The organism is Streptomyces sp. NPDC026246 (assembly GCF_055567995.1).
Genome location: NZ_JBVHPJ010000003.1, coordinates 225,945 through 246,920, shown reverse-complemented (window position 1 = coordinate 246,920; position 20,976 = coordinate 225,945). Strand labels below are relative to the sequence as shown.

General features: G+C 73.1%; 23 protein-coding genes. 11 read left to right on the top strand and 12 right to left on the bottom strand.

Annotated elements, in window-relative coordinates; all coding sequences use genetic code 11:
* Positions 1–16: 16 nt before the first annotated feature.
* Entirely contained in the window at positions 17–964 is a 948-nt protein-coding gene (locus ACZ4M5_RS09300; RefSeq protein ID WP_467734646.1) for a class I SAM-dependent methyltransferase, read from the top strand.
* Between the two features lie 79 nt (positions 965–1,043).
* On the opposite strand, the gene leuE is transcribed toward ACZ4M5_RS09300, so the two are convergent.
* Both leuE and ACZ4M5_RS09290 read right to left on the bottom strand, forming a co-directional pair.
* Positions 1,044–1,694 (bottom strand): leucine efflux protein LeuE, encoded by a 651-nt coding sequence (gene leuE, locus ACZ4M5_RS09295; RefSeq protein WP_398106905.1) that lies wholly within the window; start codon positions 1,692–1,694, stop codon positions 1,044–1,046.
* A 62-nt stretch (positions 1,695–1,756) separates the two neighbouring features.
* Complete coding sequence (locus ACZ4M5_RS09290; protein WP_467734643.1) at positions 1,757–3,337, bottom strand: acyl-CoA mutase large subunit family protein; 1,581 nt, start codon at positions 3,335–3,337, stop codon at positions 1,757–1,759.
* Between the two features lie 124 nt (positions 3,338–3,461).
* Between ACZ4M5_RS09290 and ACZ4M5_RS09285 the strand changes: the two genes are divergently transcribed.
* Positions 3,462–4,304, top strand: coding sequence for a L,D-transpeptidase family protein (locus ACZ4M5_RS09285; protein ID WP_467734641.1), 843 nt, complete (start codon positions 3,462–3,464; stop codon positions 4,302–4,304).
* 157 nt (positions 4,305–4,461) lie between these two features.
* On the opposite strand, the gene ACZ4M5_RS09280 is transcribed toward ACZ4M5_RS09285, so the two are convergent.
* The 4 genes from ACZ4M5_RS09280 to ACZ4M5_RS09265 all read right to left on the bottom strand — a co-directional run bounded on the left by ACZ4M5_RS09280 (position 4,462) and on the right by ACZ4M5_RS09265 (position 8,188).
* On the bottom strand, positions 4,462–5,583 hold the full coding sequence (locus ACZ4M5_RS09280) for a hypothetical protein (RefSeq protein WP_467734639.1): 1,122 nt from the start codon (positions 5,581–5,583) through the stop codon (positions 4,462–4,464).
* Positions 5,583–6,257: an RNA polymerase sigma factor gene (locus ACZ4M5_RS09275; protein ID WP_467734637.1), complete on the bottom strand. Its 675-nt coding sequence runs from the start codon at positions 6,255–6,257 to the stop codon at positions 5,583–5,585. The genes ACZ4M5_RS09280 and ACZ4M5_RS09275 overlap by 1 nt, the downstream gene beginning before the upstream one ends.
* A gap of 350 nt (positions 6,258–6,607) precedes the next feature.
* Positions 6,608–7,426, bottom strand: a complete 819-nt coding sequence (locus ACZ4M5_RS09270) for a hypothetical protein (protein ID WP_467734635.1) — start codon at positions 7,424–7,426, stop codon at positions 6,608–6,610.
* Between the two features lie 144 nt (positions 7,427–7,570).
* The gene (locus tag ACZ4M5_RS09265) at positions 7,571–8,188 is read right to left on the bottom strand and encodes an RNA polymerase sigma factor (RefSeq protein ID WP_467734633.1); all 618 of its coding nucleotides are present in this window, start codon (positions 8,186–8,188) and stop codon (positions 7,571–7,573) included.
* Between the two features lie 216 nt (positions 8,189–8,404).
* Here ACZ4M5_RS09265 and ACZ4M5_RS09260 point away from each other — a divergent pair, with 216 nt between their 5' ends.
* Positions 8,405–9,574 carry an N-acetylmuramoyl-L-alanine amidase gene (locus ACZ4M5_RS09260; protein WP_467734631.1) on the top strand — a complete coding sequence of 390 codons (1,170 nt, stop codon included), beginning with the start codon at positions 8,405–8,407 and terminating at the stop codon, positions 9,572–9,574.
* A 16-nt stretch (positions 9,575–9,590) separates the two neighbouring features.
* Here the strand turns inward: ACZ4M5_RS09260 and ACZ4M5_RS09255 are convergent, their stop codons facing one another.
* From ACZ4M5_RS09255 to ACZ4M5_RS09240, 4 genes are all read right to left on the bottom strand, one after another.
* Positions 9,591–9,986: a hypothetical protein gene (locus ACZ4M5_RS09255; protein WP_398106913.1), complete on the bottom strand. Its 396-nt coding sequence runs from the start codon at positions 9,984–9,986 to the stop codon at positions 9,591–9,593.
* A 161-nt stretch (positions 9,987–10,147) separates the two neighbouring features.
* A complete protein-coding gene (locus ACZ4M5_RS09250; protein WP_467734628.1) occupies positions 10,148–10,702 on the bottom strand; it encodes a hypothetical protein in 555 nt (184 codons plus the stop codon).
* A gap of 107 nt (positions 10,703–10,809) precedes the next feature.
* A complete protein-coding gene (locus ACZ4M5_RS09245) occupies positions 10,810–11,316 on the bottom strand; it encodes a hypothetical protein (protein WP_467734626.1) in 507 nt (168 codons plus the stop codon).
* Positions 11,317–11,411: 95 nt separating this feature from the next.
* Positions 11,412–13,010 carry a beta-N-acetylhexosaminidase gene (locus tag ACZ4M5_RS09240; RefSeq protein WP_467735541.1) on the bottom strand — a complete coding sequence of 533 codons (1,599 nt, stop codon included), beginning with the start codon at positions 13,008–13,010 and terminating at the stop codon, positions 11,412–11,414.
* A 290-nt stretch (positions 13,011–13,300) separates the two neighbouring features.
* On the opposite strand from ACZ4M5_RS09240, the gene ACZ4M5_RS09235 reads away from it, so the two are divergent.
* The 8 genes from ACZ4M5_RS09235 (at position 13,301) to ACZ4M5_RS09200 (ending at position 19,325) form a co-directional block, all read left to right on the top strand.
* Positions 13,301–13,795 (top strand): 2-oxo-4-hydroxy-4-carboxy-5-ureidoimidazoline decarboxylase, encoded by a 495-nt coding sequence (locus tag ACZ4M5_RS09235; protein ID WP_467734624.1) that lies wholly within the window; start codon positions 13,301–13,303, stop codon positions 13,793–13,795.
* A gap of 198 nt (positions 13,796–13,993) precedes the next feature.
* On the top strand, positions 13,994–14,374 hold the full coding sequence (sdhC, locus tag ACZ4M5_RS09230) for a succinate dehydrogenase, cytochrome b556 subunit (RefSeq protein ID WP_037670267.1): 381 nt from the start codon (positions 13,994–13,996) through the stop codon (positions 14,372–14,374).
* A 5-nt stretch (positions 14,375–14,379) separates the two neighbouring features.
* The gene (locus ACZ4M5_RS09225) at positions 14,380–14,862 is read left to right on the top strand and encodes a succinate dehydrogenase hydrophobic membrane anchor subunit (RefSeq protein WP_398106917.1); all 483 of its coding nucleotides are present in this window, start codon (positions 14,380–14,382) and stop codon (positions 14,860–14,862) included.
* Between the two features lie 19 nt (positions 14,863–14,881).
* The gene (gene sdhA, locus ACZ4M5_RS09220) at positions 14,882–16,636 is read left to right on the top strand and encodes a succinate dehydrogenase flavoprotein subunit (RefSeq protein ID WP_467734621.1); all 1,755 of its coding nucleotides are present in this window, start codon (positions 14,882–14,884) and stop codon (positions 16,634–16,636) included.
* The gene (locus ACZ4M5_RS09215; RefSeq protein WP_467734619.1) at positions 16,636–17,415 is read left to right on the top strand and encodes a succinate dehydrogenase iron-sulfur subunit; all 780 of its coding nucleotides are present in this window, start codon (positions 16,636–16,638) and stop codon (positions 17,413–17,415) included. The genes sdhA and ACZ4M5_RS09215 overlap by 1 nt, the downstream gene beginning before the upstream one ends.
* Positions 17,416–17,590: 175 nt before the next feature.
* Entirely contained in the window at positions 17,591–17,998 is a 408-nt protein-coding gene (locus ACZ4M5_RS09210; protein WP_467734617.1) for a hypothetical protein, read from the top strand.
* A 14-nt stretch (positions 17,999–18,012) separates the two neighbouring features.
* A complete protein-coding gene (locus tag ACZ4M5_RS09205) occupies positions 18,013–18,546 on the top strand; it encodes a thiol-disulfide oxidoreductase DCC family protein (RefSeq protein WP_467734615.1) in 534 nt (177 codons plus the stop codon).
* Positions 18,547–18,563: 17 nt separating this feature from the next.
* Positions 18,564–19,325 carry a TetR/AcrR family transcriptional regulator gene (locus ACZ4M5_RS09200; RefSeq protein WP_467734613.1) on the top strand — a complete coding sequence of 254 codons (762 nt, stop codon included), beginning with the start codon at positions 18,564–18,566 and terminating at the stop codon, positions 19,323–19,325.
* Positions 19,326–19,348: 23 nt separating this feature from the next.
* Here the strand turns inward: ACZ4M5_RS09200 and ACZ4M5_RS09195 are convergent, their stop codons facing one another.
* A complete protein-coding gene (locus tag ACZ4M5_RS09195) occupies positions 19,349–20,680 on the bottom strand; it encodes a metallophosphoesterase (protein ID WP_467734611.1) in 1,332 nt (443 codons plus the stop codon).
* Between the two features lie 23 nt (positions 20,681–20,703).
* Positions 20,704–20,943, bottom strand: a complete 240-nt coding sequence (locus ACZ4M5_RS09190; protein WP_467734609.1) for an SCO4848 family membrane protein — start codon at positions 20,941–20,943, stop codon at positions 20,704–20,706.
* Positions 20,944–20,976: the final 33 nt, after the last annotated feature.

Sequence of the window (20,976 nt, the reverse complement as noted above, 5' to 3'; positions counted from 1 at the left end):
GGAGAAGGCTCGCCTCATGACCCACGCACAAGCGACCACCGACCAGTACCCCGGCGAACTGGCCGACGTCCCCGGCTGGTTCCCGGCACTGGACCAGATGCTGTTCACCTGGTTCCTGGAGCGGCAGCGCGAGCAGGGCGTCCGGGGCGATCTGCTGGAGCTGGGCGTCTACCTGGGCAAGAGCGCCATCCTGCTCGGCCGGCACCTCGGCGAGGACGAGACCTTCACCGTCTGCGACCTGTTCGAGGGCGAGGCCCCGGACGGCGCCAACCAGGTGGAGACGGCCCAGTCGTACTCCACGCTCACCCGCCAGGCGTTCGAGCGGAACTACCTCTCCTTCAACGACAGCCTGCCGGCCGTCATCGCGGCCCCCAGCTCCGTGGTGACCGAGCGGGTCGCCCCGGGCTCCTGCCGCTTCGTGCACATCGACGCCTCACACCTGTACGAGCACGTCCACGGCGACATCGGGGCGGCGCGCGAGGTCCTCCAGCCGGGCGGCATCGTCGTCCTGGACGACTTCCGCTCCGAGCACACCCCGGGCGTATCCGCCGCCGCCTGGGAGGCCGTCCTGAACCGGGGGCTGAACCCCGTCTGCCTGAGCACCCAGAAGATGTACGGCACCTGGGGCGACCCCGAGCCGCTCCAGGAGGAGCTGCTCGCCATGCTGCGGGAGCGCACGGACTGCTCGGTGAGCGTGCAGCAGGCGGCCGGGCACCGGCTGGTGCGGGCCCGCTCCCGGGGCATGAAGCCGCCCGCCTTCCCGACCTCCCGGCACTACGTGGCGCCGGTCCCGGCGCAGGCCCCGGCCCCGGCGGCACCCGAGCCCCCGGCTGCCGCGCGCCCCGCCCGGCCCGTGCCCTCCCGGGCCCGCCGGCTCGCCAAGGACCTGCTGCCGCCGCTGGTCACCCGAGCCGTGCGGCGGGCCCGCAAGCGGGGGAACCGGGGAGCCTCAGCGGTGTCATGAGACGCCGTGGCGGGCCGCGATCCCGCCGACGACGAGGGACCTCGCGGACACCGCCTGAGCCCGACGCACCGGCCGTGACTCAGCCGCTCGCGAGCGACAGCTTGACCGCGAAGCCGAGGAACAGCGCGCCCGCCGCCGAGGTCGCCCCCGCCGACAGGCGCCTGCGGCGGCGGAAGGCGGCGGCGAGCCGGGTGCCGCCGAAGATCAGCGCGCTGAGGTACAGCACGCTGGCGAGCTGGGCCAGGATCCCGAGGACGACGAACGACAGCGCGGGATGGGCGTACCCGGGGTCCACGAACTGCACGAAGAAGGCGACGAAGAACAGGATCGCCTTGGGGTTGATCAGGCTCACGACCAGGGCGCGGCGGAACGGCCGCTCCTCGGCGGGCACGGGCGTCGACGCCGTGGCGGCGGTCCGCTCGGCGCGGGTGCGCCACATGGCCCGGGCGGCGCGCAGCATGCCGACGGCGAGCCAGGTCAGGTATCCGGCGCCGGCGTACTTGACGACGGCGAACAGCACGGCGTTGGCCTGGAGCAGCGAGGCGACGCCGGCCGCGGACAGCGTCATCAGCACCGCGTCGCCGCACCAGACGCCGGAGGCGGCGGTGTACCCGGCCCGCACGCCGCGGCGGGCGGCCACGGACAGGACGTACAGCGAGTTGGGACCGGGGAGCAGGATGATCAGGGCGAGGCCCGCCAGGTAGGTGGGCAGATCGATGACACCGAACATGCGAAGGAGTGTCGCACGCGGGACGGGCGGTACGACATGCCGTTTCCCGCTCGCTCCCCGGATCAGAAGGCGTCCGACGGGACGTGCGTGCCCCACACCTCGCGCAGCGCGTCGCAGACCTCGCCGACGGTGGCCCGGGCGCGCAGGGCGTCCTTCATCGGGGGCAGGAGGTTGTCCTCGCCCTCGGCGGTCTTCCTGAGTGCGGACAGGGCGGTGCGCACGGCCTGCCGGTCGCGTTCGGCGCGCAGCACGGCGAGGCGTTCGGCCTGCCGGGCCTCGATGGCGGGGTCGACGCGGAGGGGTTCGTAGGGTTCCTCCTCGTCGAGCTGGAAGCGGTTGACGCCGACCACGACGCGTTCGCCGGAGTCGGTCTCCTGGCTGATGCGGTACGCGTTGCGCTCGATCTCGTCCTTCTGCACGCCGCGTTCGATCGCCTCGACCGCGCCGCCCAGGTCCTCGACCCGGCGCATCAGGGCCAGGGCGGCCTCCTCGACGTCGTCGGTCATCCGCTCCACGGCGTAGGACCCGGCGAAGGGGTCGACGGTGGCGGTGACGTCGGTCTCGTGGGCGAGGACCTGCTGGGTGCGCAGGGCCAGGCGGGCGCTCTTGTCGGTGGGCAGGGCGATGGCCTCGTCGAAGGAGTTGGTGTGCAGCGACTGGGTTCCGCCCAGGACGGCGGCCAGGCCCTGGACGGCGACGCGGACGAGGTTCACCTCGGGCTGCTGGGCCGTCAGCTGGACGCCGGCGGTCTGGGTGTGGAAGCGCAGCATGAGCGACTTCGGGTTCTTCGCACCGAACTCCTCGCGCATCACGCGCGCCCAGATCCGGCGTGCGGCGCGGAACTTGGCGACCTCCTCCAGCAGGGTCGTGCGGGCGACGAAGAAGAAGGACAGGCGCGGCGCGAAGTCGTCCACGTCCATCCCGGCCGCGAGGGCCGTGCGCACGTACTCGACGCCGTTGGCGAGGGTGAAGGCGATCTCCTGCGCGGGCGAGGCGCCGGCTTCGGCCATGTGGTAGCCGGAGATGGAGATGGTGTTCCAGCGCGGCAGTTCGGCGCTGCAGTACTTGAAGATGTCGGCGGTGAGCCGGAGCGAGGGCCGGGGCGGGAAGATGTAGGTGCCGCGGGCGATGTACTCCTTGAGCACGTCGTTCTGGATGGTGCCGGTCAGCTGCCCGCCGCTCACGCCCTGCTCCTCGGCCACCAGCTGGTACAGGAGCAGCAGCAGCGCCGCCGGGGCGTTGATCGTCATGGACGTGGAGACCTGGTCCAGGGGGATGCCGCCGAACAGCACCCGCATGTCGTCGATCGAGTCGATCGCCACGCCGACCTTGCCGACCTCGCCGTGCGCGAGGGGGGCGTCGGAGTCGTGGCCCATCTGGGTGGGCAGGTCGAAGGCGACCGACAGACCCGTCGTGCCGTGCCCGATCAGCTGCCGGTACCGGGCGTTGGACTCCGCCGCCGTCCCGAAGCCCGCGTACTGGCGCATCGTCCAGGGCCGGCCGGTGTACATCGTCGGGTAGACCCCCCGCGTGTACGGATACGCCCCGGGCTCCCCCAGTCGCCGCGCCGGATCCCAGCCCTCCAGGGCCCGCGGCCCGTAGACCGGCTCGATCGGCAGACCCGACTCCGACTCGCGCGCCATGGTGCATTGCCTCCCGCTCAGCAGTGACCTCGCTCACCACCATGCCCCCTGGTTCGCGGCGGGTCACGCCCGGGGAACATCTCAGGTGACATCCGGGCACGGCGGTGGGACGACAGGGGGGCGCGTGCGCACCACGGGCAAGGGACGAGCCGTCGCGACGGCACTGGCCGTACTGGCCGCACTCACCGGCTGCACCGTGCAGACGCCCGCGGGCGAGGGCGGGCGCCGCCCGCCGGTGCACGTCGAACCACCCGGCGGCACCCCCTCCCCCGCCCGCACGCCGGGCGGCGGGGACAGGACCCCGTCCGGCGCCGACGGCAAGCCGCGCACCCCGCCGCGCGTGCTGTGGTCCTACGGCGACACCGGCCGGGACGTCCGGGAGCTCCAGGCACGGCTGCGGCAGGTGGCGTGGCTGTTCGAGGGGCCGACCGGAACCTACGACGAGCGGACGCGGGAGGCGGTGAGCGGCTTCCAGGGCAAGCGCGGGCTGCCGCGCACGGGCCGGACCGACACCGTCACCTGGCAGCGGCTGCTGGGCATGACCCGCGAGCCGGGCCGGTGGGACCTGTATCTGATGGGCGGCCAGCCCGCGGACCGGCCCGACCCGCGTTGCGCGAAGGGGCGCGTGCTGTGCATCGACAAGACCAGCCGGACCCTGCGGTGGATGATCGACGGCCGGACGGTGTCGACGATGGCCGTCCGCTTCGGCTCGGAGTACACACCGACCCGGGAGGGTGTCTTCTCCGTCTACTGGAAGTCCCGCCACCACGTGTCGACGCTGTACGACTCGCCCATGCCCTACGCGATGTTCTTCAGCGGCGGCCAGGCGGTGCACTACTCGGCGGACTTCGCGGCGAGGGGTTACGCGGGCGCCTCGCACGGCTGCGTCAACGTCCGGGACGAGGCGGCGATCGCCGGGCTGTACGCGCAGGTCCGCGACGGCGACAAGGTCGTCGTGTCCTGGTGAGGGGCGCGGGCCGGAGATGGGGCGCGGGCGGGACCGGGGGAACGTGTCCCGCCCGCGCTCAGGTGCACGAGCCGTAGGTACGGGGGGAACCCCGGCTCTGTGCGACAGCCGATGACCAGTCGGCTCACTCATTACTGCGTCGCGGGCCGCAAAAACGTCACACCCGCGGCGAGGCACCCTTCACGGTGTACGAAACCGCAGGTCGCAGCGGTGCGGGCGCGTGCTGGGTCCTCCGGTCGGGCTTGTCCTGCTTGCGGCCCCGGTCGCGGTCCTGCTTGCGGTCGGGCTTGTTCCGGTCCCAGCCCTGGTGGCCGCCTCCGCCCTTGCCCGCGCCCTTGCCGGAGCCCGTGCCGTCGCCGTGGGCCGTGCCGTTGCCGTTGTCCGCGCCGCCGCCCTTGCCCGTGCCGCCGCCCGTGCCCGTGCCGTTGCCCTTGCCCGTGCCCTCGCCGTTCCGCCCGGCGGAGCCCCGGTCGGCTCCGGCCAGGAGGCCCTTGCAGTACGTCCACACCCGGGTGCCGTCCGCCGCGTCGCGCAGGGCGCGGTGGCGGTGGTCGTCCAGGCGCTTGCCCTGGCGCAGGTCGCGGCAGGCCGAGGCGAGGACCTCCCGGCCCCCGCCGGACGGCCCGGGCCGGCTCCCGGGTTCCGGCTTCGCGGTCGAGCCGCCTCCCGCCTCGTGGCGTCCGGCGCCGCCGGTCGTACCCGTCGGGCCGCCGCCGGGGGCGAGACCACCGGAGCCGGCACCGCCCTGGGCGGCGTCGCCCGGCGAGGGTGACCCCGGCGCGCGACCGGAGGAGGGGGCGCCGGCCGAGACCGAGGAACCGGGGACGGGCTCGTCCCCGCCGAACGGCGTCAGCGCTCCGGTTCCGGCGGCCACCGCCACCCCGCCGACCATGCCGACGGCCAGCGCGGCGGCCAGCGCGAGGCGCGCGGGCCGCAGACGGCGGGGTCCGCGGGCGGCCGCAGGGGTGTCCACGCGCGCGTGCCCGATGTGCACGAGGCCCGCGTCGGCCGTCCCGGACGGCTCCCGGCCCACGGCCGCGGCACGGGCCGCGAGCGCGTCGGCGCGCTCGGCACGGGCCTTGCGGAAAGCGGCCACCGCGGCGGCCTCACCCGGCAGTTCCTCACCGGCCGGCGGGGGTGCGGGGGGCAGGGCTGCGAGGATTCCGGCGAGTCGTGCGGCCTGGTCCCGGCCGGCGCCGTCGACAGCCTCCGGTGGCTCTCCGCTCAGCAAACGCTCCGCCGTTTCGCGGTCCAGCCACCCGTACTGCTCGTCGGCCATCACACATCCTTCTGCGTCCGCGCGACGCTGTGCGTCACACCTGCGGACGTCACCGCACCGCCACGTGGTTCTCTCTGGGGCGGCAGGGCGTCGAGCACCCCCGCCGATTCCGGATCGGCCCGAGGGGCGTCGCCGAGCAGCTCGGCGAGCCGCTTCAGGCCCCGGTGCGCGGCCGTACGGACGGCGCCGGGCCGCTTGCCGAGCGTCTCGGCCGCGCTCTTGGCGTCGAGTCCCACCACCACGCGCAGCACCACCGCCTCGGCCTGGTCCTGCGGCAGCCTGGATATCAGGGAGAACGTTCCGTCGGTGGCGAGGGCCTCGATGGCCTCGCCGGCGGTGTCGGACTCGGCGGCCCGGCCGGTCAGTTCGGTCTCGTCGCCGCCGATGGCGGGACGGCGTCCGCGCATCCGTATGTGGTCCAGCGCCCGGTTGCGGGCGATCCGGGCGGCCCAGCCGCGGAAGCGGTCCGCGTCGCCGGTGAACCGCTCCAGGTCGCGGGCGATCTGCAGCCACGCCTCGGAGGTGACGTCCTCGGCGTCGGGGTCGCCGACCAGCGTCCGTACGTATCCGAGCAGCCGCGGGTGCACGGCGCGGTACACGGTCCGGAACGCGGTCTCGTCCCCGTCCTGTGCCGCGCGCACCGCGGCGGTCAGCTCCGCGTCGTCCCCCAGCACCGCGCGCCCTTCTGCGCCTGAGCCGGCGCCGCTCTCGCGGGCCGGGTTCTCGCCGTCGTGGTCGTTCGATTGATGCTTGCGGTCACAAGCCCGCAGGTGATCGCGGTGGTCTTGCCGCCTCCGCCCCTGGCGCGAATGGCACGTTACGACCTGAAACCACTCCCCGTCCATGTCCGCCGGAGATGCAACTAAGCCGTGACACGGCGGGGTGTGACAGAAACCGCACTCAGCGCGCTGTAGGGAGTACGGGCCGCCGCGCGGCCCGTGCCGCGCGACGGCCGGGGCCTCTCCTGTGGGGGGTGGCGGCCCCGGCCGTTGCCATCGGCACCGGCCGGACGGCGCGAAGTCCCTCAGGGGCGGCGGCCGTTGGAGGGTGAGCGCTTGCCGTCGGAGCGGCCCTTGTCCGCCCCCTGGCCCTCCTTCGCGCCTCCCTTGCCGTCCGAGCCCTCGCCCGTGGCCGGGGAGCCCTGCGGCCCCGGACGCTCCGTGGCGGGAGTGCCGCTCCGGCCGGGTTCGGCCCCGGACCCCTGTGCGGCGCAGTACGCCGTGACGTTCCTCTCACCGCCCGCGGCGTCGATCAGACGCTCCCGGGCCGTGGTCTCCATCGCCCGGCCGCTGCCCCCGGCGCGTCCGTAGGCGCGGCAGTGCGCCTCGATGTCCTGGGCGTCCGCGGCGTGCCCGTCCTTCTCCGCCCCCGCCGTCTCCCGGCCGGGTGCCGGGCCTGCCGAGGCCGAGCCGTCGCCCGGGTGCGGGGTGCGGGTGGTCCCGCGCGGGTGCGGGACCGGGTCGCGCGGGGCGGCGCTGGAGGAGGGCGGCCGCTCGGGGGTGTCGTCCGGTCCGTCCGCCGATCCGCCCGCCACGCCGATCGCCGCCACGGCGACCCCGCCCAGGGTGAGGCTGGCGAGCAGCACGGACAGCGTGGTCCTCAGGGACCGTCCCACCAGGCGCCGTTCCCGGGGCCTCCAGTCGTGGCGCCGCCGGCGGACGTGCCGCTGCGCCGCCCCGGCGTCCCGGGCGGCCCGGAAGGCGGCCACGGCCCGCTGCTCGGCCTCGGCGTCGACGCCGTCCCGGACGAGGCACGCGACGATCAGCGCCTCGACATCGGCCTCGAGGAGGGTGTGACGGGAACCACGGCCGGCAAGCCCGCCGTCGTTTCGCCGTTCACCCATGTCCGCCCCGCCTCTGCTCGATCCGCCCGACCCGGCCCACCGGGTCTCCTGTGTACGTCCCGCCGATCGGCCCTGTTCAGAGCCCTGCGGGGTGAGTGCGCCCGGAAGCCCGGGCCCGCCCGGCGGCGGAGCCCGAGGCTCCGCTCACGTCGACTCACCCAGCGTCCGCGGCGCCTCATCCGTCACACTCGGCGGGCCGAGCCGGCTCGCGAGCCGCTTCAGACCCCGGTGGGCGGCCGTGCGCACGGCGCCCGGCCGCTTGCCCAGGACGCGGGCGGCCGCCGGGCCGTCGAGACCGACCACCACGCGCAGCAGCACCGCCTCGGCCTGGTCGCGCGGCAGCCCGCGCACCAGCTCCAGGGCCCACTCGGTGGACAGGGCCTCCAGCGCCTGGTCGTGGGTGTTCTGCGGCCCGGGCAGGTCCAGCACGTCCTGCTCCAGCGCCGACGGCCGGGGCCGTACCCGCTGCCGGCGCAAGTGGTCCAGCGCCCGGTGCCGGGCGATGGTCGCCGTCCAGCCGCGGAAGCCCGCCCCGTCGCCGCGGAACCGCCCGAGGTCCCGGGCGATCTCCAGCCAGGCGTCGGACGCCACGTCCTCGGCGTCGTCCCCGACGAGCCCGCGCAGGTAGCCGAGCAGCCCGGGCTGCACCAGCCGGTAGGCCGCCGCGAAGGCGTCCTCGTCACCCTGCTGGGCCCGCGCGACGGCCGCGCCCAGTTCCCCGTCGTGCGCCTGCGCGCGCCGGGGTTCCGCTCCCTGACCCAAGTGACGTCCTCGTCCGTGCCGCGTGCGCGATCCTCACGGTGATCAGCGCCGCTGCGCGCGGAAGTGTCACAGCGCGTCAGGCTCCGGGGCCCCGCCCACCGTTCGGGTCAATCCGACCCGCCGTCCTCGGGAGCGCGGGGCCGGACAGGTTTGGTCCAACTGCCGTACCGGGGAGTGCTGCCGGCGATGCCACCGCCCACGAAAGGCGAGCGCCGTATGACCTCCCGCCTGCTGCACACCACGGTCGCCACCGCCCTGGCCCTCGGTGCCCTCGGTCTGGCCCAGCCCGCCCGGGCCGACTCCTCCGACGGGGTGCACACCGTCCGGGTGCCGGACGGGGACCCGCACGACCGGTCCCTCGCCCCGCGCACCACCGAACCGTTCAGCCTGCTCGGGGTCACCTGGGACGATCCCCGGGCGCAGCTGGACGGCACCGCCCAGGTGCGCACCCGCTCCCGGACGACCGGCGCGTGGAGCGCCTGGCACGCCCTGGACTCCGGCGTCCGGACCCCCGAGACCGGGCCCGACCGCGACCGCGCCGGGGTGCGCGGCGGCACCCAGCCGCTGTGGACCGGTCCCTCGGACGGCGTGCAGGTGCGGGTCTCGGGCACGGCGCTGCCGGAGGGACTGCGCGTCGAACTGGTCGACCCGGCCGGTGGGACGGACGCCGTGCACACCGAGGCCGTCGACCCGGACGCGGTGCCCCCGGCCGCCGGGGCGCCCTCGGCGGAGCGCCCGGCGATGACGTCCCGTTCCGCGTGGGGAGCCGACGAGTCCCTGGTGAAGGACCCGCCCACCTACACCTCCGACACGAAGGCGATCTTCGTCCACCACACGGCGGGCACCAACGACTACGCGTGCTCGGAGTCGGCGTCGATCGTGCGGGGCGTGTTCCTGTACCACGTGAAGAGCAACGGCTGGAACGACATCGGCTACCACTTCCTCGTCGACAAGTGCGGCACCGTCTTCGAGGGCCGCGCCGGAGGCGTCGACAAGCCCGTCCTCGGCGCGCACACCTACGGCTTCAACACCGCCACCAGCAGCATCTCCGTGCTCGGTGACTATTCGACGGCGACCGCCGACGCCGCGGTGCGCGAGTCGGTCGCGAAGGTCGCCGCCTGGAAGCTCGGCCTGTACGGCCTCGACCCGACCGGGACCGTGGTGCTCACGGCCGGGGCGGACAACGGCAAGTACAAGCTGGGCCAGCAGGTCACGATGCACCGCATCTCCGGGCACCGCGACGGCTATCCGACCGAGTGCCCCGGGCAGCACCTCTACGACGACCTGCCCGAGATCCGCACCCTGGCCGCGAACGCCGCCAAGCCGGCGGAGCCGGCGGAGCCGGCACCGGCCGCCCTCGGCGGCGCGGGCTCGCCCGGCCGCTGAACCCGCCGCCGCCGGCCTACCGCCGGGGCGCGGCGCCCGCCGCGTCCCGGCACAGCAGCCGCAGCGAGCCGTGCCCGGACCAGCAGCGGCGGGCCTCGTCGATCGGGTCCCACAGGCGCCCGTCGGGCGTGCGGATCCAGTGCTCGCCACCGCTCGCCCACCACTCGGCACCGCTCTGACGCGCCATCACCTCACCGGCGTAGGCGCCGAAGCCGCGCAGCACCTCCTGCACCGCCGCGTAGGGCGCGCCCTCGCGCCGTATCTCCTCGATCATCCGGTCGATCCTCCACAGGCTCTGCGCCGAGTAGTCGAGGCGCAGTCGTGCTCCCTCGCGCATGGTCGCCACTGTGTCCGCCGCCCAGCGCACCGGCTTGGCCGCGGCGGAAGGCCTGGTCTCCGCTTGAGTCGTCACACTCGGGAAAGCGCTCGGGAGAACCGTTTCGTCACCCCGATCCGGCGGCTTTCCCGAAGCGGCGCAGGACCACCCCACGGCGTCCGGGGGACACTCACAGGACCCTTGCAGGACCGGGGTTTGGGCCGGGCGGCGGCACGGGAGGGCGTTCCGCGACCGGCTCAGCCCTGCTGCCGGTTGCGGCGCGACACCACCGCGCGCAGCACCCGGCGGCCCTCGACGGAGATCTCCAGGGCCCGGCGCAGTCCGGCCGGACCGTGCCCGGCGAGGACCTCCAGCACGATGACCTGGCGGCGCAGCTCCGCGGCGACGAGCGGCGACATGCCGTCCGTGCGCCCCTCGCGGCGTGCGTCGACCGACCCGGCCTCGTCCTCGGCCGTGTCGAGAAGGCGGTGGATCTGCAGGGAGGCCACGGAGCAGGCGTCGGCCCACGCCCGGACCCGATCGCCCGAGAGCTCGGCGGGGGCGTCCCGGAGCATCCGGTGGGCGAGCACGGCGGCCTCGTCGTCCGCGCCCGGGGCGTCCAGCTTCGCCCGGGTCTGCTCCAGCCGCTCGCCCCACTCGTCGGCCCCGGCGGCCTCGGTGAGACCGGCCCACACCGGTCGCAGCACCTCGTCGTCACCGCCCAGCAGGGGCACGCACCGATCCAAACAAGCCAGCCCGCTCGCGGCCAGCCCGCGCTCGTCGGCCTGTGCGATCAACTCCACCAGACTCATCCACGCCTCCCTCCGCGGGCCTCCCCCAGGGCCCTGCCAGGCCTTTCCCGGCCACACCCCTCACGGATCCCGCACTTCCCCTTACTGCGTGCAACGGACCGGGAGTGTCACAGAGGCACCACACCCAGCCGGTCGAGGAAGCGGAAGAACAGGTTTTCGGCCAGGGGGTCGGGCTCCGCGGTCAGTACGTCGGCCACGGCCTCGGCGTCCGCCTCGCGCCCGGCCTCGGCAGCCCAGCGGACGGCCCGTTCGGCCGCGTCACGCGGCTCCAGGAAGTAGTCCTCCAGGGTGAGGCCCTGCCCGCCACCGCCCACGTACGCGGCCGTCGCGGACCGGGCGAGGCAGGTCGTCCACGCCCCGCTCTCCGGGGCCGCGGCCTCCAGCACCACGCAGGCGCTGTTCATCACGTACCCGAACAGCGCGGGTGCCCCGGTCTCGCCGGCGAGGGCGTTCATGCTCCCCAGGTCGCCCTCGCGGCTCGCGTACTCCCAGACCTGCCACCCGCCGGGCGCCGACGCGCGCCGGGTCAGAGCGTCCCGCGCCCCCGACAGCGCGTCCAGTCCGGCCAGCGGGCGGTCCCCCCGGCCCACGACGAAGTAACCCCAGTAGCCCATGTCCGGTCCCCCCGGCCTGTCCGACTCGGCTCGCGACGCAAGACCACCACAGCCGCACGGGCGTTCGCAGCCGGACGGTGCAATTCGTGCGCCGGTCAGCCGAGCCTGTCCGCCAGTGCCCGGAACTGCGTCCAGGACGGTTCGGGCTTGCCCGGGTCCCACAGCTTCTGCACCATCGCCCGCAGCGGCATCCGGATCCCGGCGGCCACCTGCGCCTCGGTCTGCGCGTTCGCCTGATCGCACCAGACGGCGAACGACCCGCCGAGGATCTGCGCGTCGTACCGCGCGGGCACGGGGGTGGTGCCGCGCAGCACCCGTGGCGTCCACTGCTCGTAGATCCGCTGACCGGTCGGGTAGACGAAGGTCTGCGGTTCGCCGAGCACGTAGTACAGGAACTCGTCGTTGTAGTTGATCACCTTGCGTCCGGCCTCCAGGTACTCCAGGGGTGTCCGGGCGCCGATCTCCTTGCCCGTCCAGTAGGCCACCTGGATGTCCTTGCCGGCCTGCACGGACCCGCCGCGGAAGAACCCGTCGTTCCAGGCCCGCGGGACGCGCTGGTGCTCGCGGACGGTCGCGGCCCGGTCGTTCAGCCAGCCGGTGGTGAGGTCGGCGACGGTGGCGCCGGAGCCGTACTTCTCGCGCGCCGCCGCGGCCAGCTGCGGGAAGGACGCCTCGGGGTCGGAGCGGACCAGCGCCTGGTACTCGTCGGCCCCCAGATGCCAGGGCTTGCCGGGGAACAGCTCCGCGTACTCGTTCAGCAGGTCGTCGACGATCTCGGCGCTCTCGGCCTTGGAGATGTCGATGGCGCCCTGCACGGGCGACCCCTGCACGGTGCGCAGCTGCAGGTCGGGGTGGGCGTCGATGACCGCGCCGAGGTGCCCGGGCGAGTCGATCTCGGGCACGATCGTGATGTGCCGGCTCTCCGCCAGGTCGATGATCCTGCGCACCTGCGCCTTGGTCAGGTGCTCGGCGGAGACGATCTCCGGGTGCGTGTCGGACTCGATGCGAAAGCCCTGGTCGTCGGAGAAGTGCAGCCCCAGCTGGTTGTACTTCAGGTCGCCCAGCTCGCGGATCCGGTCCTCGATCCAGCCGGCGGTGAAGTTCTTGCGGGCGATGTCGAGCATGAAGCCGCGCACCGGCTTGGCCGGCTCGTCCTTCACCACGCCCTCGGGCGCGGTGCCGCCGTCGTGCGTCTCCTGCTTGAGGGTGCGGGTGCCGTGGAAGACACCGGCCTCGGTGGGTCCGCTGATCTCCACGCGCCCGCCGCCCACGGTCATCACGTACGACTCGGGGTTCGCCCCCTTGCCGTCGTTCAGCGTCAGCCGCAGGTCCCCGTCGCGCTTGTCGTCCTTCTCGCCCGCGTACGTCAGTCCCAGCTCCCCGGCGACCAGGCGGCCCTCGTCGGCGAGGGCGGAGTCGTTGACGACGACCCGGTCGCCCTTCGCGGGGCGCCAGCCCGGCCCGCGTGCGGGGGTGTGCTCGCGCACGGCGGGGATCGTCCTGGGCGCCTCGGACAGGGGGTAGGAGCGGCTCGGACTCGGGCTGGCGCCCCCGTCCGGCCCGGTCGTGCTCGGCGCGGCGGCCGCGCCCCGGGTGGAGCCCGCCTCCGGCCCGGTGGACCCGCCGTCGCCGCCGGAGGCCGCCCACAGGCCGAGACTCACCCCGGCCGCGACCACCACCAGGGCTACCGCCATGGTCACGACCAGCACCTGCCGCTGCTTTCCCTGCTTCGCCGGAACCCGGCGCCTGTGCTGATTCACACCGCCAACCTAAGACCCGATCCGGTACCGCGCGCGTCCACCACGCGTTCCGAAACTCTCTCTCCCGAGTGAAATTCGGGCATCCGTCGGACACGTCTCGGTCGCACTCGATAGCGTGACGTCACAACTCTCACAGAGTGCCCTGCTGACACACGTGACGCCCACGAGGACCCACGCTGCCCGCGCACCGTCTCCCCGATCTCCCCGGCCGGCTCGACATACCGGTGGAACCGTTCAACGCGGCCTCCACCGAGGAGCTGCGCCGCACCCTCCTCCGCTGCCTGCACAGCGCCCGGTGGTCAAGGCGGGTCGCCGACCACCGCCCTTACCCGGACGTGGACTCCCTGCTCGCCGCCGCGGACGAGGCGGCCTACGACCTCACCTGGGCCGATCTGAGCGAGGCCCTGGCCGCCGAGGCCCTGCCCGCCCTCCCGCCGGACACCTACGCGGCGGCCCACACGGCCCTGGGCGCGGCTCACGCCGCCTACGAGGCCCGCTTCGGGCACGTGTTCGTCATCTGCCTGGACGGGGTGCCCCCCTCCGAGGTCCTGGACCGGATCCTGGAGGCCGTCCGGTCACGATTGGCGAACGATCCGGAGGAGGAGCGCGGGGTGGTCGCCGACGAGCTTCGGCGCCTCGCGAGGGAACGGCTGATCAGCGCTCTGCGGGGCGCGGGGGACTGCGCGGGCGACCACGGCGCGTCCGCACCCGGCCGATAGCCGGCCGTCCCGCTCCCCTGGCCGCACTAGCCCACCCGTACCCCTTTGCGTGCCAGTTTGATCACACCCGGGGACCCCCGCTCAGCGCCGCGTCGGCGCCTCGCTACGATGCTGGGGGCCGGTGGACCGTACCCGGCCGGGCCCGACCGACAAGGAAAGCCGGCGCGGCCCCAATCACCGCTCCCGGAGGAAACTTCCGTGCCGGCTGGAACGCTGTACCGCGGCCGGGAAGGAATGTGGTCCTGGGTGGCTCACCGAGTCACCGGCGTCCTCATTTTCTTCTTCCTGTTCGTTCACGTGCTGGACACCGCGCTCGTCCGTGTGTCCCCCGAGGCCTACGACAAGGTCGTGGCCACGTACAAGACGCCGATCGTCGCGCTGCTGGAGTACGGCCTCGTCGCCGCCATCCTCTTCCACGCGCTCAACGGCCTGCGTGTCATCGCCGTCGACTTCTGGATCAAGGGCGCCCGCTACCAGAAGCAGATGCTCTGGACCGTCGTCGCCCTGTGGGTCGTGCTGATGCTCGGGGCGATCTACCCCGTGCTCGGCCACGCCGCTCGTGAACTGTTCGGGAGCTGACGCCAATGTCCACGACTGACAAGACCGCAGCCGGCGTGGGCCCCGTCGAGGGCGGGGCCGTCTACACCGTCGACAACCCGGCGCCCCTCATCGAGGCCCCGCGCAAGCGCACCAAGAAGTCCCCCCGGTCCACCCGGGGCAACTTCGAGCTCGCCGCATGGCTCTTCATGCGCCTGTCGGGCGTCGTGCTGGTCGTGCTGGTCCTCGGCCACCTGCTGATCCAGCTCGTGCTGGACGGCGGCGTCTCCAAGATCGGCTTCGCCTTCGTGGCCGGCCGCTGGGCGTCCCCGTTCTGGCAGGTCTGGGACCTGCTGATGCTGTGGCTGGCGATGCTGCACGGCGCCAACGGCCTGCGCGTGGTCATCAACGACTACGCCGAGCGCGCGCAGACCCGGCTGTGGCTGAAGGCTCTGCTCTACACCGCCACGGTGTTCACCATCCTGCTGGGCACGCTGGTGATCTTCACCTTCGACCCGAACATCCGCTAGGCACGGGGCTGCGAGAATCATGAAGATCCACAAGTACGACACCGTCATCGTCGGCGCCGGTGGCGCCGGTATGCGCGCCGCCATCGAGTCGACGAAGCGCAGCCGCACCGCCGTGCTCACCAAGCTCTACCCCACCCGCTCCCACACGGGCGCCGCGCAGGGCGGCATGGCCGCCGCGCTGGCCAACGTGGAGGAGGACAACTGGGAGTGGCACACCTTCGACACGGTCAAGGGCGGTGACTACCTGGTCGACCAGGACGCCGCCGAGATCCTGGCGAAGGAGGCCATCGACTCCGTCCTCGACCTGGAGAAGATGGGCCTGCCGTTCAACCGCACGCCGAACGGCACCATCGACCAGCGCCGCTTCGGCGGTCACAGCCGCAACCACGGCGAGGCCCCGGTCCGCCGCTCCTGCTACGCGGCCGACCGCACCGGCCACATGATCCTCCAGACGCTGTACCAGAACTGCGTCAAGGAGGGCGTGGAGTTCTTCAACGAGTTCTACGTCCTCGACCAGCTGATCACCGAGGTCGACGGCGTCAAGAAGTCGGCCGGTGTGGTGGCCTATGAGCTGGCCACCGGCGAGATCCACGTCTTCCAGGCGAAGTCCGTGATCTACGCGTCCGGCGGCTGCGGCAAGTTCTTCAAGGTGACGTCCAACGCGCACACGCTGACCGGTGACGGCCAGGCGGCCGTCTACCGCCGCGGGCTCCCGCTGGAGGACATGGAGTTCTTCCAGTTCCACCCGACCGGCATCTGGCGCATGGGCATCCTGCTGACGGAGGGCGCCCGCGGTGAGGGCGGCATCCTGCGCAACAAGGACGGCGAGCGCTTCATGGAGAAGTACGCGCCGGTCATGAAGGACCTCGCGTCCCGTGACGTCGTGTCCCGCTCCATCTACACGGAGATCCGTGAGGGCCGCGGCTGCGGTCCCGAGGGCGACCACGTCTACCTCGACCTCACGCACCTGCCGCCGGAGCAGCTGGACGCCAAGCTCCCGGACATCACCGAGTTCGCCCGCACCTATCTCGGCATCGAGCCCTACACGGACCCGATCCCGATCCAGCCCACCGCGCACTACGCGATGGGCGGCATCCCGACCAACGTCGAGGGTGAGGTCCTGGCGGACAACACCACGGTCGTCCCGGGCCTGTACGCGGCCGGCGAGGTCGCCTGCGTGTCCGTGCACGGCGCCAACCGCCTGGGCACCAACTCGCTGCTGGACATCAACGTCTTCGGCAAGCGGGCCGGCATCGCGGCGGCGGAGTACTCGCAGAAGGCGGACTTCGTCGAGCTGCCGGAGAACCCGGCGGAGCTCGTGCTGGAGCAGGTGGAGCGGCTGCGCAACTCCACCGGTGCCGAGCGCGTGGCGGAGCTGCGGCGCGAGCTGCAGGAGACCATGGACGCCAACGTCATGGTGTTCCGCACCGAGCAGACCATCAAGACGGCGGTCGAGAAGATCGCGGAGCTGCGCGAGCGCTACAAGAACGTGGCGATCCAGGACAAGGGCAAGCGGTTCAACACGGACCTGCTGGAGGCCATCGAGCTGGGCAACCTGCTCGACCTCGCCGAGGTCATGGCCGTCTCCGCGCTCGCCCGCAAGGAGTCCCGCGGCGGTCACTACCGCGAGGACTACCCGAACCGCGACGACGTCAACTTCATGCGGCACACCATGGCGTACCGCGAGGTCGGCGCCGACGGCTCCGAAACCGTCCGTCTCGACTACAAGCCGGTCGTCCAGACCCGCTACCAGCCGATGGAGCGTAAGTACTGATGGCTACCCCCGTTCTGGACAAGGAAGACGCGGCCGGCAAGCCCGAGCCCGGTTTCGCCGACTCCCCCTACATCACGGTCACCTTCCGGGTCCGCCGCTTCAACCCCGAGGTCGCGGCCGAGGCCACCTGGGAGGACTTCCGGGTCGAGATCGACCCGAAGGAGCGTGTGCTCGACGCCCTTCACAAGATCAAGTGGGAGGTCGACGGCACGCTGACGTTCCGCCGCTCGTGCGCGCACGGCATCTGCGGGTCGGACGCGATGCGGATCAACGGCAAGAACCGTCTTGCCTGCAAGACCCTCATCAAGGACATCAACCCCGAGAAGCCGATCACGGTCGAGCCCATCAAGGGCCTGACGGTCCTGAAGGACCTCGTGGTCGACATGGAGCCGTTCTTCCAGGCGTACCGGGACGTCATGCCCTTCCTCATCACGAAGGACACGAACGAGCCCACGCGTGAGCGGCTGCAGTCCGCCGAGGACCGCGAGCGCTTCGACGACACCACGAAGTGCATCCTGTGCGCGGCCTGCACCACGTCGTGCCCGGTCTTCTGGAACGACGGGCAGTACTTCGGCCCGGCCGCGATCGTCAACGCGCACCGCTTCATCTTCGACTCGCGTGACGAGGCCGGCGAGCAGCGCCTGGAGATCCTCAACGACCGCGAGGGCGTGTGGCGCTGCCGCACGACCTTCAACTGCACGGACGCCTGCCCGCGCGGTATCGAGGTCACGAAGGCGATCGCCGAGGTGAAGAGGGCGCTGATCACGCGCCGCTACTGAGCCCGACCGCTCGACCGCTCGACCGAGAAGGCCCCGTCACCGCTGGTGACGGGGCCTTCCGGCATATGCCCCCTCTCGATGTCCCGTCGGTGCGCCCTTGTGTTGAACATGTTCAAAAAGAGGTCTACAGTCATCTCCGACAGCATTTTGAACGCGTTCAAGAGGGGTGGGGGCAATGGACCGTACGGTCATCGCCTATGTCATCTACCTGCTGGTCAGCATCGGTCTGACCATTTGGGTGGCCCGGACGCTCAGCCGGAACGGCAGGGTCTTCCTCGCCGACGTGCTGCAGGGCAACGAGAAGCTCGCCGACGCCGTCAACCATCTCCTGGTCGTCGGCTTCTACCTCGTCAACCTCGGGTTCGTCGCGCTGTACCTGAGCGACGACGAGACCATCACGGACACGCGCGGCGTCTTCGAGGCCCTGTCGACCAAGCTCGGCGTGGTGCTCCTCGTGCTCGGCTTCATGCACCTGGCCAACGTCTACGTGCTCAACCGCATCCGGCGCCGGGGCGCGATGGAGCGGGAGCAGGTGCCGCCGGTCCCGCCGCAGGGCTGGGTCGCCCCGCAGGCCCGGGCCTGAGCGGAGACCGCCCCGTGAACGCCACCACACCGGCCCCGCGGCCCGCCGCCGCCCCGGTCCGCCGGCTCACCGTCCTGTACGACGCCGAGTGCTCCCTGTGCGCGTTCCTGCGCGACTGGCTCCTGCGGCAGCCACACCTGGTGCCGCTGGAGCCGGTCCCGGCCGGCTCCGAGGAGGCCCGGCGGCGCTTCCCCGGGCTGGACCACGCGGCGACCCTCGACGAGATCACCGTCGTCGGGGACGCCGGGCAGGTCTACCGGGGCCCGGCCGCCTGGGTCGTCACCCTCTGGGCACTGCGCGGGCACCGGCGTCTCGCCCACCGGCTGAGCACCCCCGCGGGGGCCCTGCTGGCCAGGGGGGCGGTCCTCGCCGCCGCCAAGTGGCGCGGGGCGCAGGGGAACCGGCGGCAGGGCGGCGCCGGGCAGTGGGGCGGCCGGACGTACCGGCGGGCGGACGGCTGGTCCTACGCCCCGGGCACCGGCTGGACCTACGGCGGCCCGGGCTGCGCGGACGGGACCTGCGCCCCACGGCAGGCACCCGGGCGCTGACGTTAGGCTCTCTTTCCGTGCCCGCGAAGAACGACGGCCCCGACGACGGCGCCAACCCGACCAAGTCCGAGCAGACCCGCGCGCTGATCCTGGAGACGGCCATGCGGTTGTTCCAGGAGCGCGGTTACGACAAGACGACCATGCGGGCCATCGCCACGGAGGCCGGGGTCTCCGTCGGGAACGCGTACTACTACTTCGCGGGCAAGGAGCACCTGATCCAGGGCTTCTACGACCGGATCGCCGCCGAGCACCAGGTGGCCGTCCGGGAGATCCTGGCCCGGGAGACCGACCTGGAGGCCCGGCTCGCCGGCGTGCTGCGGGCCTGGCTGGACATCGCGGCGCCCTACCACGAGTTCGCGGTGCAGTTCTTCAAGAACGCCGCCGACCCGGACAGCCCGCTCAGCCCCTTCTCCCCCGAGTCGGAGCACGCGCGCCAGGAGGCCATCAGCGTTCACCGGCACGTGCTGGCCGGGGCGACGAAGACCAAGGTGCCCGAGGAACTGCGGGACATCCTGCCCGAGTTGATGTGGCTGTCCCAGATGGGCCTGTGCCTGTACTGGATCTTCGACCGGACCGAGGGCCGCGAGCGCAGCTACCGGCTCGCGGAGCGGGGCGCCCGGCTCACCGCACGCGGCGTCTCGCTGGCCCGCTTCCGGGTGCTGCGCCCGCTCGTGCGCGAGGTGCACGAGCTGTTCACGGACTTCCTGCCCGGGATGACCCGGGCGATCCCGGACCCGGCGGCCCGCCGCGACGGCACGGCGGGCCGGGGCGACTCCTAGGGCGCCCCGGCCGGAGGGGACGCCTACGCCTGCTTCGAGGCCAGTTCGATCACCGTGACGTCCGAGGGCGCCCCCACGCGCGTGGGCGGGCCCCAGGCCCCGGCCCCGCGCGAGACGTACAGCTGGGTGTCGCCGTAGCGCTCCAGGCCCGCGAGGGTGGGGTTGGCGCCGGAGGCGACGAGGTTGCCGGGCCAGAGCTGGCCGCCGTGGGTGTGGCCGGAGAGCTGCAGGTCGACGCCGTGCTCGACGGCGTCGTGGATCTGCACCGGCTGGTGGGCGAGCAGCACGCAGGCGCGTGCGGTGTCCCGGTCGCCGAGCGCCCTGGCGAAGTCGGGGCCCCGGCCCTCGTCCTCGCCGGCCACGTCGTTGACCCCGGCCAGGTCGAAGTGGGGCATCTCCCTGCGGGCGTTCTCCAGGGGGATCAGCCCGAGCCGCCGCACCTCCTCGACCCACTGCTCCGCGCCGGAGAAGTACTCGTGGTTGCCGGTGACGAAGTAGGACCCGTGACGCGCCTTCAGCCGCGCGAGCGGGGCGGCGGCGGGACCGAGGTCCTTCACGCTGCCGTCGACCAGGTCGCCGACGACGGCGATCAGGTCGGGCTGGGTCGCGTTGACGGTGTCGACGACCTTCTGGGCGAAGCCGCGGCCCAGGACGGGCCCGAGGTGCACGTCGCTGACGACGGCGATCCGGTAGCCGTGCGCGGCGCGCGGCAGCTTGGCCAGCGGCACGGTGACCCGCTTGACCTTCGGACCGCGCAGGACGCCGTACGTCCCGTACCCGACGGTTCCGACGGCGGCGGCAGCGGCCGTCCCGGCGACGACCCGGGAGACGAAGAGGCGGCGGGAGGGACCCGAGGACGCGGCGGGGGCCGGGTCCGTGGCCGTGGGCAGCTCGGCGGGGCCGCCGGACGCGGGCGCGGGGCCCGGCTGCCGCCGGTCGGCCGCCGTGGGGACGGCTCCCGTCCCGGGCACGGTGACCGGCTCGGTCTGCGTGGGCGCCGCCTCCGGCCGCGGTGCCTCTCCCCGCGTCCTGGCCCGCCGCGCCAGGTACCGGCCGAGCAGTGGCCGGACGAACTCCCCGGCCAGCACCGCCAGCAGGAGGTACATCGACAGGGCGAGCCACAGGAAACCCGGCCAGGCGAGGGTCCGCTGGAGCCAGAAGGGGGCGCCCGTGCGTTCGGCGACCAGGGCGGTGATCGCCAGGACCCAGCCGCCGGCGATCAGGACCGCGCCCGCGCGGCGGAGGGGGCCCGGGCCGCGGGTGGTGTCGCGGAACAGGCGGCGCCACACGTACCAGTTGGCCGTCACGATGACGGCCAGGACCAGCAGGGCGACGAGCACGAAGACGATGGCCACGGTGTCGTGTCTCCCGATTGCCGTTATGACGTCCGGCGCAGTGCGCGCAGACCACGCAACCCGATGCCCCCGACGGCCGTCCCCAATAGGAAGGAGACGACGGCGAGCAGCAGGTGCACCCAGAAGTAGGCCGTGGGACGGCCGTCGTCGAAGGCGAGCCCGCTGCCGTCCTCGGCCAGGTTCTTGACGAAAGTGATCCAGATGACCCAGCTCCACACCCCGAAGGCGAGCAGGAACCAGGAGACGGGGCGGCTGAGCTTCATGCACCCAGTATCGCCAGGCCCTGTCCGGTTCCG